Annotated in this window: 9 protein-coding genes; 2 read left to right on the top strand and 7 right to left on the bottom strand. The window is 67.6% G+C overall.

What is annotated here, in order from left to right; all coding sequences use genetic code 11:
• Positions 1-130: 130 nt before the first annotated feature.
• The 3 genes from ACIBCM_RS13105 to ACIBCM_RS13095 all read right to left on the bottom strand — a co-directional run bounded on the left by ACIBCM_RS13105 (position 131) and on the right by ACIBCM_RS13095 (position 6,772).
• Positions 131-1,852, bottom strand: coding sequence for a serine/threonine protein kinase (locus ACIBCM_RS13105; RefSeq protein WP_399242399.1), 1,722 nt, complete (start codon positions 1,850-1,852; stop codon positions 131-133).
• Positions 1,853-2,113: 261 nt separating this feature from the next.
• On the bottom strand, positions 2,114-4,270 hold the full coding sequence (murJ, locus tag ACIBCM_RS13100; protein WP_399242397.1) for a murein biosynthesis integral membrane protein MurJ: 2,157 nt from the start codon (positions 4,268-4,270) through the stop codon (positions 2,114-2,116).
• A 45-nt stretch (positions 4,271-4,315) separates the two neighbouring features.
• Entirely contained in the window at positions 4,316-6,772 is a 2,457-nt protein-coding gene (locus ACIBCM_RS13095) for a DUF6049 family protein (protein WP_399242394.1), read from the bottom strand.
• Positions 6,773-7,033: 261 nt separating this feature from the next.
• Here ACIBCM_RS13095 and ACIBCM_RS13090 point away from each other — a divergent pair, with 261 nt between their 5' ends.
• A complete protein-coding gene (locus ACIBCM_RS13090; RefSeq protein ID WP_399242392.1) occupies positions 7,034-8,482 on the top strand; it encodes a CCA tRNA nucleotidyltransferase in 1,449 nt (482 codons plus the stop codon).
• 114 nt (positions 8,483-8,596) lie between these two features.
• On the opposite strand, the gene ACIBCM_RS13085 is transcribed toward ACIBCM_RS13090, so the two are convergent.
• From ACIBCM_RS13085 to ACIBCM_RS13070, 4 genes are all read right to left on the bottom strand, one after another.
• Complete coding sequence (locus ACIBCM_RS13085) at positions 8,597-9,130, bottom strand: hypothetical protein (protein WP_399242390.1); 534 nt, start codon at positions 9,128-9,130, stop codon at positions 8,597-8,599.
• A 44-nt stretch (positions 9,131-9,174) separates the two neighbouring features.
• Positions 9,175-10,443, bottom strand: a complete 1,269-nt coding sequence (locus ACIBCM_RS13080; protein ID WP_399242388.1) for an MFS transporter — start codon at positions 10,441-10,443, stop codon at positions 9,175-9,177.
• Between the two features lie 158 nt (positions 10,444-10,601).
• Complete coding sequence (locus ACIBCM_RS13075) at positions 10,602-11,684, bottom strand: inositol-3-phosphate synthase (RefSeq protein ID WP_399242385.1); 1,083 nt, start codon at positions 11,682-11,684, stop codon at positions 10,602-10,604.
• Between the two features lie 58 nt (positions 11,685-11,742).
• Positions 11,743-12,456, bottom strand: coding sequence for a helix-turn-helix transcriptional regulator (locus tag ACIBCM_RS13070; protein ID WP_399242383.1), 714 nt, complete (start codon positions 12,454-12,456; stop codon positions 11,743-11,745).
• A 201-nt stretch (positions 12,457-12,657) separates the two neighbouring features.
• Between ACIBCM_RS13070 and ACIBCM_RS13065 the strand changes: the two genes are divergently transcribed.
• A complete protein-coding gene (locus tag ACIBCM_RS13065; RefSeq protein ID WP_399242380.1) occupies positions 12,658-12,807 on the top strand; it encodes a hypothetical protein in 150 nt (49 codons plus the stop codon).
• Positions 12,808-12,810 lie beyond the last annotated feature (3 nt).

The raw sequence follows: 12,810 nt of genomic DNA, 5'->3' as shown, positions 1-12,810 counted from the left end.
GTCTGTCTATCACGATTCATGCCGGCGGGGGCATAGGGATGAAGAATCCCGTGACCGGGGGGCCGTTGACGGGGGGATCGCCGTCCAGGGGCCGCGGAAGGCCGGTGGGGAGCGCCCCACCGGCGCCTTCTCAGCGGCCGAGGAGCTGAATCTCCGAGATACCGCCCCGATAGGTTTTCGAAGAGGATCCCTCCGGCGGCAGTTCGGCGATCCGGATCAGTACGTACCTGGTCCGGGTGGGTTCGTCGAGGGTGGTCTCCAACGTCTCCCCCACGGTCTTGAGGCCGGTGAGGCGCTGGGAGAAGTCCGAGAGCGACGTCGGTTCGGTGGCGTCCTCGCCGGCGGCGAGGACCTCGGCCTTCTGACCGCCGCGGTACATGTCGATCTTCAAGCCGGAAATATCGCGCACTTTGCCGAGATCCACGATGATCCCGCTGCCCTGCTTGCGGTTGTCCAGGTTGCCGAAGTTCGGGTAGCCCCGGTACTGCGGGGTGACCCAGGACGTGTGCGATGCGCCGTCGACGGCGTTCGGCACCTCGTCCTCCTGTATCCCCGAGCCGCTGGGGGCGAACTCCGTCGCGTGCTTGATCGACAGCGGCTTGTCCGGCGCCTTCACCTTCTCGTCGTCGTCACGCTCCTTGGGCGTGGTCTGCGTCGGTGTCGAGTCGTTGTCCCTGGACAGCAGTTTGTCGGCGATCTGCCAGCTGCCCAGGCCCAGCGCGGCGATCAGCAGGGCCGCGACTCCCCATTTGAGGACCTTGCCCGTGCGGCTTTCGAGAGGCGCCAGGGGGACGGCCATCGTCTGGCCGGCGACGGGTCCGGTCCGGGTGGCGGGTCGGCCGTAGGTCCCCTGCTGATAGGTGGTCCGCTGGTACTCCGGCGGGTTGGTGAAGGTGGGCTCCGGACGGCGGATGCGGGGCATCGCCCCGACGGCCTTGGCCAGCTCGTCCGGGGTGGTGCAGGGAGGCTCCTGCCGGGAGGCGGTGGCGCCGTCGTTGACCAGCGCGCGCATGGCCAGCTCGGAGAGTCCTCGGTGGACCCCCGCCCGCACCTGGTCGGGAGGGAGGAGCCCGACGCCCTTCGGCAGCCCGGAGAGACCGTATGCGTCGTTCTCGTACGGCCAGCGCTGAGTGAGGGCGGCGTACAGCAGGGCGCCGATCGCCTCGGTGTCGGTGCGCTGCGGCCGGTCGGCGGTGATCCCGCGCAGTGCGGCGTTCACGGCGAGTCCGCGGATGCGGTACTGCCCGCTGGAGGTCCGCAGCACGGCGCTCGGGGTGAGCTTCAGATGCGCGAGCCCCTCGCGGTGGGCAGCGGTCATGGCCTGGGAGAGCTGGTCCACGAGCTGGTAGGCCTCATGGGGTTCCATGGGGGCCACGGCGAGCAGCGCGGTCAGCTCGGTGGCGTCCGGGAGCCACTCGTGGACCACATAGACGAGGTCGTTCTCCTCGACGGCGTCCAGGACCATGACGAAGCGGGGGTCGCCGAGGAGCGCCGCGGAGCGGGCCGCCGCCAGCACCGAACGGGCCCGGGGGTGGTCGGCCGGCAGCAGATGCACCCCGACGGCGCGGCGCAGCTTCTCGTCGACGGCCCGCCAACTGCTGAAACCGTCCAGACGGGTGATGCACTCTTCGAGGCGGTAGCGTTTGGCGAGCTTATGGCCGCTGTGCAGTTCGGGTGCGGCGGGGGCGGGCTCGTCGCCCTTCGGCTCGCTGTTCGTGTCCGGCGAGGTCTTCTCCGCCGTGTCCTGGGATTCAGCCGCCCCGTCGGTCGTGGCCTTGCCCGCCTGCGCGGTCAGCGGGTCGTCTCCGCTGTTGTCGGCCACGTCGACGGCAGCCGTGCTACGTTCCGCCACCGTCGTTCCTGCCTCCCCATTCCGTTGCGCATAACCAACAGCCATGCCAATTGTGCCCACAGTCCGACGCTATGCACGACACACGGAAGTCGGCGATGGTTGTGCGGGACCGTGCCGTCCCAGGATCTCAGCCGTCGGCCGGAGCGCGAGCCCAGGGCCCGTGATCCGGATCTTGCCGGACCGAGGTGCCGGGGCACCTGCGCATTCTCCGGGCTTTCCGGCCGCGGGCCCGGACGACCGCGGCCGAGGAGGCCGACCGTACTAGCGTCCGAGGCGGCCGCGGACCATACCGACCATGGAGTTCAGCTCCTCGATCCGCATCCGCTTCGCGGCGAGGAAGAAGACGCCCAGGAGTACGATCCCACCGCCGACAAGGGCGGCGAGTGAACCGGCGGCACCGCTGCCGAGGGCCTTGGTGATACCGAAGGCGGCCAGGCCGCCGATGATCGCCGCAGGCAGGGAGGCCATACAGAGACGGGCATAGGTGCGCATGACGTGCGAGCCGTCCAGATCGCCGCCGAGCCGCTTCTTCAGCCTGCGCCAGGCGACGCCCACACCGATCATGTAGGCGAGGCCGTAGGACGCGGCCATCCCGACGACCGCCCAGCGGGCCGGCAACACCACAAAGCTGATCGCGGCGGCCGTCGCGTTGACGAGGGCGACGATCACCGTGTTGTAGAAGGGGGTCCGGGTGTCCTCGTACGCGTAGAAGCCCCGGAGGACGACGTACTGAACGGAGTACGGAATCAGTCCCAGTCCGAAGGCCATAAGAGTGAATCCGATGTTGCGGGCACCCTCGGCGCCCGACCCGGCGTACAGCAGACCCGCCATCGGTACGCCCAGGGCGAGGAACGCGAAGGCCGAGGGCACGATCGCCACGGCGGAGGTGCGCAGCCCGTACGAGATGTCGTCACGCACGGCCGCGGGGTCGCCGTCATGGGCGGAACGGGAGATCCTCGGGAGTACGGCCGTCATCACGGAGACGGTGATGATGGCCTGCGGCAGCTGCCACAGCAGCAGTGCGAAGTTGTACGCGGTGATGCCGGTGCCGGTGAAACCGTGCTTCTCGGCTGCCGCACCCGCCGACGTGGCGAGCTGGGTGACGACGATCATGCCCAGCTGGTTGGCCAGGACGAAGAAGAACGTCCATTTGGCGAGGCCCGCGGCCTTGCCCAGACCATGGCCCCGCCAGTCGAAGCGCAGCTTCATCCTGAAGCCCGCCTCCCGCAGATACGGGAGCATCGCCAGCGCCTGGACGGTCAGTCCCAGCAGGGTGCCGATGCCGAGGAGCCGGACGCCTTCGGGGGTGATGGTCGCGGTGCTGACACCGGACTCGGTGAAGCTCCCGAACGCCCAGATGAAGGCACCGAACGTCGCGATGATCACGATGTTGTTCAGGACGGGGGTCCACATCATCGCGCCGAAGCGCCCGCGTGCGTTGAGGATCTGGCCGAGCACCACGTGGACGCCCATAAAGAACAGGGTGGGCAGACAGAAGCGGGCAAACGCGACGGCCACGTCCATCTTCTGCGGGTCGGCGGCGATGGTCGGCGACATCATGCGGATGAGCAGCGGTGCCGCCAGCACACACACCGTGGTGACGCCCGCGAGCAGGACGACCACCAGGGTCAGCAGCCGGTTGGCGTATGCCTCGCCTCCGTCCTCGTCGTTCTTCATGGCCCGGACGAGCTGGGGGATGAAGACCGCGTTCAGGGCGCCGCCGCCGACCAGGACGTAGATCATCGTCGGCAGGACATTGGCGACCTGGTAGGTGTCGCTGAGGACGCCGACACCGATGGCCGCGGCCATGACGAGGTTCCGCAGGAAGCCGGTGAGGCGGGAGACGATCGTGCCCGCCGCCATGACGGCGCTGGACTTGGCAAGGCTCGCGACCCGCCCGCCCGAGCTCTTGGGGGCGGGCGGGGGCGGAAGAGGTTCCTGCGCGGGTGCCGGGACGGTTTTGGCGGTGCCCTGCTGATCACGGAAGAGATGGGCGAAGGCGTCCGTCTCCGGTTCCTGCTCCCCCGCCCGTGTCACGAGATCGTCGACGCCCGTGTACTGGGTGGTCCGCGCGTCGTCGCCGTAGGGCAGATGGCGGGACGGCCCCGAGGGCTCGGGGGGCGGGGTCTGCGCCCAGACCCGGGGGTCGGGCGCGTACTGGGGAGACGGCGGCTGCTGGTACAGCGGCGGGGGCTCCTCATAGGTGCCCGGGGGCGGCGGGGGATGGGCGGCGCGGTCGTAGAGCGCCTCGGTCACCGGGTCCTGGGCGGACAGATCCTGCGCCCGATAGGGATCCTGGTCGTAGGCGTGCTGGAGATACGGATCCTGCGCGGGGTCGGCGGCGGGCTGCTGCGGTACCTGGCCCGCCGGGTCCACGCCAGCGCCCTGACCGCGGTCACCGTCGTACGGCGCGTTCATTGCTACCCCACCTCATCGTCCCCGGCCGGCCGGCCACGACATCGCTCAACGGTCCACTTTCTCACCCGTGCCCGACGGGTTGCCGCTTTCCGGACGGGTGTCCGGCGTCGGGTCACTCGGCTGCCCGGGATCCGGGCCGGCGATGTCTTCTCCGGGACCGTCCGGATCCTCCGGCGGGCCGTTCTCGGCCACGGGGGGCGGGACGTCCCCGGCGGCGCCGGAGGCCGGTTCTCCGGTGGTCTCCCCGGTGTCGCCGTCGGGGCCTTGCACTGCCTGGTCCTCTTCGGCAGTCCCTTCCTGCTCCGCTGTGTCGTCCTGTTCCGCTGTCCCGTCGTGGACGGAGGCGCGCTTGCGCTGGGTGTACATCCGCACACCGGCGAGAACGAGCAGCAGGACACCGCCCGCGATGACCAGCATCACGGTGGGCGTGAACTCGGAGACCTTCACCGTGAACTGCATCTTCTGGCCGTACGGCTTGCCGTCCTCGGTGTACAGCTGGGCCGTCATCTGTACCTGGCCGTTGACGTTCGACTGGGCGTTGAACTTCACGGACTGGCTGTGACCGCCCTTGACCTTGATCGGCCGCTCGTCGACCCCCTTGTCCCCGTCGAGGCTCAGGCGCGCCGCATTGTCCGAGCTGAGCCGCAGAACGAGATTGTCGACCCCCTGCACCAGCCTGTTCTGCACGGTGACGGGGATGGTCGCGCTCCTCCCCGACAGGGTGATCTGCGACTTCTCGATCAGCTGTACTTCCTCGGAGAGGCCCCGGAGATTGGTGCGGACCTCGACGCGGTACTGCCGGGCGGCCTCGGTCTGACCCCGCCACGCCGTGGACATCTCCCGGTCGATGGCCCGGCTGAAGGGCGTCTCCACCCGGTCCATCGCCGTCAGGATGACCTTGAAGTCGTTGAGTGCGATCTGGGTGGCCCGGATGTCCTGGAACGCCTGGGTCGGCAGCTCCCGCTTACGCAGATGGGCGGGGTAGCGCGAGGCCGGGGGCACCTTGGTCGCGGCGTTGTCCTCGGGCTTGGCCTCCGACGCCGCGACGAGGTCGATCGGCTGGGTCCAGCGCTGGTCGAGGGCCTCCAGAGCCCGGGCCATGGACTGCGCCTGCGCCACGGTCGGCGTCCGCTGGGGCGCGACGACGATGCTCCGCTGGTGGTCCACATCCTGCAGGCTCACCGCGAGGGTCTGGGCGAGGAACCGCTGGACGGCCAGGGTCGAGGTGCCGCTGTTCAGCATGTCGCCCTCGAACGCCTTGGACAGCCTCGTGTCGGCGACCATGGCCGTTGTCCCACCGCCGATCGGGCGGGCCGCGGTGGGCGTGTACGGGAGGTCGTCACGCAGGCTGTCGCCGCGTGCGATGACATTGTGCGCACCGGCCGAGGTCGCGACATCCACGATGGAGGAATCGATCGCCCCTTCGACGGGCCAGGCGAAATCCACGGAGGGCTTCTCGTGGATGATCGTCTCCACGGTCCGCTCCGCGACCTCCGTGGCCTGCTGGAGATGGCTCAGCGCCCCGGAGACGTTCTTTCCACGGTGTGCCAGGGAGGCCAGATCGGGGTCGGCGAACGGCAGCGCGATCACCTTGTCGCCCTGAACCGCACGCTCCACCGAACTGAGCCACTGCTTGGCGACGGCCTGGTTCCTGCCCGGGACGGTGTCGTTTCCGTTCTTGACCTCGTAGTTCCTCGTCATGGCCTCGGCGGTGGCGAGAAGATCGGGATCGATGACCCAGGTGACGGGCAACTCGCTTCCCAGAGCGACGAGTTGTCCGAGCCGGCCGTCGGGTGCGATCTCCCTGGCAAGGGACTCGTCCTCGAAGACCGGCGTCTGCTGGGCGTCCGATCCCGTCTCGGAGGTGAGATGGGTCGACGAGATCAGCGGCCAGAGGTAGGTGAGCTGGGTCTTCTTCTCCAGTGCCTCCGGCTGCCAGGGCAGGAAGGTCCGCTCGATACCCAGCACTTGCTCGAAGGGCTCGTCGGGGGTCTGTCCCGACAGGGTGACGCCGAGCTGGTAGACGCCTTCGTCACCGAGATCGAGCTCCTCGACCGGCACCGACAGCGCGAACTCCCGGCTGACCCCGGACAGCAGCTCGGGCAGCTTCACCGTGTACTTGTCACCGACGGCACCCCCGTCGACGCTCCGGTCGAATCCCGTCCGCTGAGCGGCTCGGTCGATGGCCGTTCTCCCGGTCAGCTTCGCACCCAGCCGCAGATCCACTTCGGCACCGGTGATGGTCTGCTTGCCCTCATTGAGGACCGTGCCCGAGATGGTGAGAGTGTCGTCCTTCCCCGGAGCGCTGGGTGTCAGTGTGTTGATGGACACATCCACCGTGCGCGAACCCGAGGCGGCGTCGGAGGCATGGGCGGTCGGGGTGACGGGCCCTCCGAGCAGCCCTCCGAGAAGGGGGGCGCAGAGCATTACGGTGGCTGCGCGGCGCAGCCACCGGCGGGCAGGAGAGGGATTCATCCTCTGGAAGTCTGCCGCCTCGGCCACGCGCCCGTCCGTCCCTCGTCGTCTGATGCCGTTGGTCGTTGTCGCTCATTGCGTCCACGCATGGTAACGAGATGCGCTGTGCCGAAGTGCCGCGGACCGCCCCACAAGATCGCAAGGGCCTTTCGGGCACACCTCATCCGCGGGTGACACGAGCTGATCCCCGCGATCGGGCGGCGGAGGGGTCCGCCCGGGGAGGGCGCGGGAGAGGCGGCCGTAAATGACGGGACCCCGGGGCCGCCGGGGCACGTACCCTCTTCTGTTGTGCCGAACGCCAATGATGACAACCCCACCGAACTGAGTCAGGTGCAACGCCGCGCAGTGACCGAACTACTGCGTGTAGCACCCGTCGCCGATGACCTCGCCCGCCGTTTCCAGGATGCCGGGTTCAGTCTCGCTCTGGTCGGCGGTTCGGTCCGGGACGCGCTGCTCGGCCGGCTCGGCAATGATCTGGACTTCACGACGGACGCCCGCCCTGATGATGTACTGAAGATCATCCGTCCCTGGGCGGACTCGGTGTGGGATGTGGGGATCGCCTTCGGCACCGTCGGAGCGCAGAAGAGCGGCTATCAGATCGAGGTGACGACCTACCGCTCCGAGGCGTACGACAGGACCTCCCGCAAGCCCGAGGTGTCCTACGGCGACACGATCGGCGAGGATCTCGTCCGCCGCGACTTCACGGTGAACGCGATGGCCGTCGCGCTGCCACAGAAGGAGTTCATCGATCCGCACCATGGGCTGGAGGACCTCGCCGCCCGAGTGCTGCGGACCCCCGGCACACCCGAGGCGTCCTTCTCCGACGACCCGCTCCGGATGCTGAGGGCCGCTCGATTCGCGGCCCAGCTGGACTTCGAGGTGGCACCCGAGGTGGTCGGGGCCATGGAGGAGATGGCCGCGCGTATCGACATCGTCTCCGCCGAGCGGGTGCGCGAGGAGCTGAACAAGCTGATCCTCTCCGCGCACCCTGGCAAGGGGCTCGCCCTCCTCGTGGATTCCGGCCTGGCCGACCATGTGCTCCCGGAGCTGCCCGCACTGCGGCTGGAGAGCGATGAACACCATCGGCACAAGGACGTGTACGAGCACTCCCTGACCGTCCTCCAGCAGGCCATCGATCTGGAGGAGGAGGGCCCCGACCTCGTGCTGCGGCTGGCCGCGCTGCTCCATGACATCGGTAAGCCGCGGACCCGTCGCTTTGAGAAGGACGGCAGAGTCTCCTTCCATCACCACGAGGTGGTGGGGGCAAAGTTGACCAAGAAGCGGATGACCGCCCTCAAATACTCCAATGACCTGGTCAAGGATGTCTCACGCCTGGTGGAGCTGCATCTGCGGTTCCATGGCTACGGTGAGGGCGAGTGGACCGACTCTGCTGTGCGGCGCTATGTGCGTGACGCCGGGCCCTTGCTCACGCGCCTCCACAAGCTCACACGCTCCGACTGCACCACCCGCAACAAGCGCAAAGCGGCTGCCCTCTCCCGTACCTATGACGGGCTTGAGGAGCGGATCGCCCAGTTGAAGGAGCAGGAGGAGCTGGATGCCATCAGGCCCGACCTGAATGGAAACCAGATCCAGGAGATCCTTGGCGTGGGTCCTGGTCCGGTGATCGGCAAGGCGTACGCCTTCCTGCTGGAGCTGAGACTGGAGAACGGCCCCATGGGCCACGATGCTGCGGTCTCGGCGCTCAAGGAGTGGTGGGCGGCCCAGGATCGAGCGTGAAACGGTGCCATGTTTCACGTGAAACATGAGGGTCGGACCGGCCTGGCGCGCATGACGAAGGGGCGATGTTTCACGTGAAACATCGCCCCTTCGCTCTGGTCGGCTATCGCATTACTAGGTGATCTGGTCGAGGCAGAGCACAAAGTCCTTGCTGGAGCTGCTGCGTCCGGAGTTCTGCTCCCAGTAGCCGAGGTCGGATTTGGACTCGCAGACCGAAGCATCCGAGGTGTCCTTGATGACATCAACGACCTTGTACTCGGCTGTTGTGCGATTGCAGTCCACAATCTTCAGTTCCGGCTTGCTCTGGGTCCCCTCATTGAGCATGCAGTCCCCGACCTTCGCGCGATCGGGCTCGTCCTTGCTCGCCGCGAAGCCCACGATGCCGATCACAATCAGCCCGACGACAAGGCCGCCGATCAGAAGGATCTTCTTGAGGGGCGACTTGCGGGGCGCCGGAGGAAGAGGCGCACCCCACTGCGGCTGGGGCTGCTGCGGGTACCCTCCGAACCCGGGCTGGGGCTGCTGCGGATATCCGCCGGCCGGGGGCATGGGCTGCGTGGGCGGCTGCTGGCCGTACGGGCCCGGGTTTCCATAGGGATTCCCGCCCTGTGGCGGCGGATTCTGGCCCTGGGGTGGCGGAAAGGTCATGCGAGGGTCCCCCATAGTAAGTGAATGCTGTATAAGCGCGCATGCTAGCCGGAGCGACTGACACGGCTCCACCGGCTTATGCCCGCAGTGATCGCCGCGTAGATCAGAGCGACGAGGACGACCAACTCGACCGACCGTCCGTCAGGGGGCAGTATCAGCGCGGCGACAGCCGCGGCTCCCACGAACGAGACATTGAACAGGACGTCATAGAGAGAGAAGACCCTGCCACGGTAGATGTCGTCAACCGATGTCTGCACCACGGTATCGGTGGTGATCTTCGTGCCCTGGGTCACGAGCCCCAAGATGAAGGCGGCGACCAGTATCGGCCCCGGCTCGAACGGCAGCCCCAAAGCCGGTTCGAGGACTGCCGCCGTTCCCGAGCAGGCGATCATCCAGCCGTAGCGGCCGAGCCGCTCGATGGCCCAGGGAGTCACCACGGCTGCGACAAAGAAGCCGGCCCCGGAAACCGCCACCGCCACCCCGAGCAGAGCCAGGCCTTCCTGCTCGTTCTCATACCAGGCATAGCGGCACAGCATCAGGACCATCACCAGCAGCGCTCCGTAGCAGAAGCGCATCAGCGTCATCGCGATCAGCACGCGGGTGGCCGACGGGCGCTCGGACAGATGACGGAGCCCTTCGACCAGACCGCGGGCCGTGGAGAAGATCACCGCGGCCAGCCGCGGCTGCTCCTGTCCCTGCTCAGGGCCGAGCAGTTCACGGCTGATCCGCAGGGAGGCGAGAGCCGAACAGAGATAGAGGCCCGCGCCGAGGAGGACGACCGCGGCATCGGAGTCGTCGGCCACCAGGCGGACGGCAAAGGCGAGTCCGCCACCCGCGGTCGCGGCCAGTGTGCCGGCCGTCGGTGAGAGGGCGTTGGCCATGACGAGCCGCTCCTGGTCGACCACCCGGGGCAGGGCGGCCGAGAGCCCGGCGAGGATGAAGCGGTTGACTGCCGTCACGGAGAGGGCGGAGGCATAGAAGAGCCAGTCGGGCACGGAGGCGAGGATGAGGACCGCGGTTCCGCACGCCAGAAGGGCCCGCAGTAGATTCCCGTACAGAAAGACCTGCCGTCGCTGCCATCGGTCCAGCAGCACACCGGCGAAGGGGCCGATCAGGGAGTACGGCAGTAGCAGTACGGCCATGGCGGAGGCGATGGCCGCCGGTGAGGTCTGCTTCTCCGGCGAGAACACCACATAGGTGGCGAGTGCGACCTGATAGACGCCGTCGGCGGACTGGGAGAGCAGCCGCACGGCGAGCAGCCGGCGGAAGTTGGTCAGGCGCAGGAGTACGCGCAGATCACGTACGGCAGACATGTGATCAAGCGTCACACACCCGGGTTCCACAGACGCGGAGGGTCCCCGGGCTGATTGCCCGGGGACCCTCCGCGGTCGTTCGGCTCAGCACGGACGACCGGCCGGCCGTCCCGGATGAGCTGTCTTCGCGGGCGTGTCCGCCCCGAAGGTCTACAGCACTAGCGCTCGACCTCGCCCTTGATGAACTTCTCGACGCTCTCACGGGCCTCGTCGTCGAAGTACTGCACGGGCGGGCTCTTCATGAAGTACGAGGACGCGGAGAGGATCGGGCCTCCGATGCCCCGGTCCTTGGCGATCTTCGCGGCGCGCACGGCGTCGATGATGACACCCGCGGAGTTCGGGGAGTCCCAGACCTCGAGCTTGTACTCCAGGTTCAGCGGAACGTCACCGAAGGCGCGGCCCTCAAGGCGGACGTACGCCCACTTGCGGTCGTCCAGCCAGGCCACATAGTCGGAGGGGCCGATGTGGACGTTCTTCTCGCCCAGCTCCCGGTCGGGGATCTGGGAGGTGACGGCCTGGGTCTTGGAGATCTTCTTGGACTCCAGACGGTCACGCTCCAGCATGTTCTTGAAGTCCATGTTGCCGCCGACGTTCAGCTGCATCGTACGGTCCAGGATGACGCCCCGGTCCTCGAAGAGCTTCGCCATGACACGGTGCGTGATGGTGGCGCCGACCTGCGACTTGATGTCGTCACCGACGATCGGGACGCCCGCCTCGGTGAACTTGTCCGCCCACTCCTTGGTCCCGGCGATGAAGACCGGCAGAGCGTTGACGAAGGCGACCTTGGCGTCGATGGCGCACTGCGCGTAGTACTTCGCGGCGTCCTCGGAGCCCACGGGCAGGTAGCAGACCAGAACGTCGACCTGCTTGTCCTTGAGGACCTGGACGATGTCCGCCGGTGCCTCGGGCGACTCCTCGATCGTCTCGCGGTAGTACTTGCCGAGCCCGTCGAGGGTGTGGCCGCGCTGCACCGTGACACCGGCGCTGGGCACATCGCAGATCTTGATGGTGTTGTTCTCACTGGCGCCGATGGCGTCCGAGAGGTCGAGGCCGACCTTCTTGGCGTCCACGTCGAAGGCGGCCACGAACTCGATGTCACGGACGTGGTAGTCGCCGAACTGGACGTGCATCAGACCCGGCACCTTGCCGGCCGGGTCGGCGTCCTTGTAGTACTCGACGCCCTGCACCAGCGAGGCGGCGCAGTTGCCCACGCCGACGATGGCTACGCGAACCGAACCCATTCCGGTTGCTCCCTGTTGTTCTCGTTGTTCCGGATGAAACCCTGCGAACCGCGGGGTCTCAGTTGACGGTGTCGTCGGACGGATCCGGCGAGGTGGAGGGCCCGGGGGAGGTATCTCCCGGAGGCTCGGTACCCCGTCGGGGCAGGCCGCCCGTCGACCCAGATGTGTGGTGCTGCTGAGCCGCGCCGTCGGGGGAGGAACTTCGCTGATCCCGCCCCGCCCGCTCGCTCTCGATGAGCTCGTTCAGCCAGCGCACTTCGCGCTCCACGGACTCCATGCCGTGCCGCTGAAGCTCAAGGGTGTAGTCGTCGAGTCGCTCGCGGGTACGGGCCAGGGAGGCGCGCATCTTCTCCAGACGCTCCTCCAGCCGGCTCCGGCGGCCCTCCAGCACCCGCATCCGCACCTCGCGCTCCGTCTGTCCGAAGAAGGCGAAGCGAGCCGCGAAGTGCTCGTCCTCCCAGCTGTCGGGACCGGTGTGCGAGAGCAGCTCCTCGAAGTGTTCTTTTCCTTCCGCCGTCAACCGGTAGACGATCTTGGCGCGGCGCCCCGCGAGTGAAGCGGCGAGGGCGTCCTCGGGAGCGCTGCCCGGTTCCTCGATCAACCAGCCGTTGGCGACCAGCGTCTTGAGGCAGGGGTAGAGGGTCCCGTAACTGAAGGCCCGGAAGATTCCCAGCGAGGTATTGAGCCGCTTCCGCAGCTCGTACCCGTGCATCGGGGCCTCACGGAGCAGACCGAGCACGGCGAACTCGAGGATCCCGGAGCGTCTGCTCACCCTCGCCTCCCTCGCCGTCCTCGGTGCTTATCTCGTGCTGATGTATCGAACCGATACATCAGCACGATATGACGGCCTGCTCCCTGCGACAAGAGGGGGCAAGGTGAACGGCGTCACATCGTCAATTCATCACCAGCAACTTGCCTGATTTGGGGTGAACTTCAGGGTCGGGAGGGTTTTGGTCGTGCGTAGTCTGTGCGGATGCAGACCACCGGGAACCATATGGCGCCCGCGGACGTCGTCGCCGTGGATGCACAGCGGATGAGCCCTTTGCGCGGCTGGTCCGTATCCATTTCGGGGGGACCGGAACTCCACTGCCGCTTCCAGGCGACTCGCCTGCCCGAGGAGTAATCG

Origin of the sequence: Streptomyces sp. NPDC051018 (genome assembly GCF_044456085.1) — a bacterium.
Classification (GTDB): domain Bacteria; phylum Actinomycetota; class Actinomycetes; order Streptomycetales; family Streptomycetaceae; genus Streptomyces.
This window is presented reverse-complemented; position numbering and strand designations above follow the sequence as displayed.

What these genes read in the sequence shown, in the direction of transcription:
- murJ (WP_399242397.1), bottom strand. Translation starts at nt 4,270, where the DNA reads ATGAACGCGCCGTACGACGGTGACCGCGGTCAGGGCGCTGGCGTGGAC.
- ACIBCM_RS13065 (WP_399242380.1), top strand. Translation starts at nt 12,658, where the DNA reads ATGCAGACCACCGGGAACCATATGGCGCCCGCGGACGTCGTCGCCGTG.
- ACIBCM_RS13075 (WP_399242385.1), bottom strand. Translation starts at nt 11,684, where the DNA reads ATGGGTTCGGTTCGCGTAGCCATCGTCGGCGTGGGCAACTGCGCCGCC.
- ACIBCM_RS13085 (WP_399242390.1), bottom strand. Translation starts at nt 9,130, where the DNA reads ATGACCTTTCCGCCACCCCAGGGCCAGAATCCGCCGCCACAGGGCGGG.
- ACIBCM_RS13080 (WP_399242388.1), bottom strand. Translation starts at nt 10,443, where the DNA reads ATGTCTGCCGTACGTGATCTGCGCGTACTCCTGCGCCTGACCAACTTC.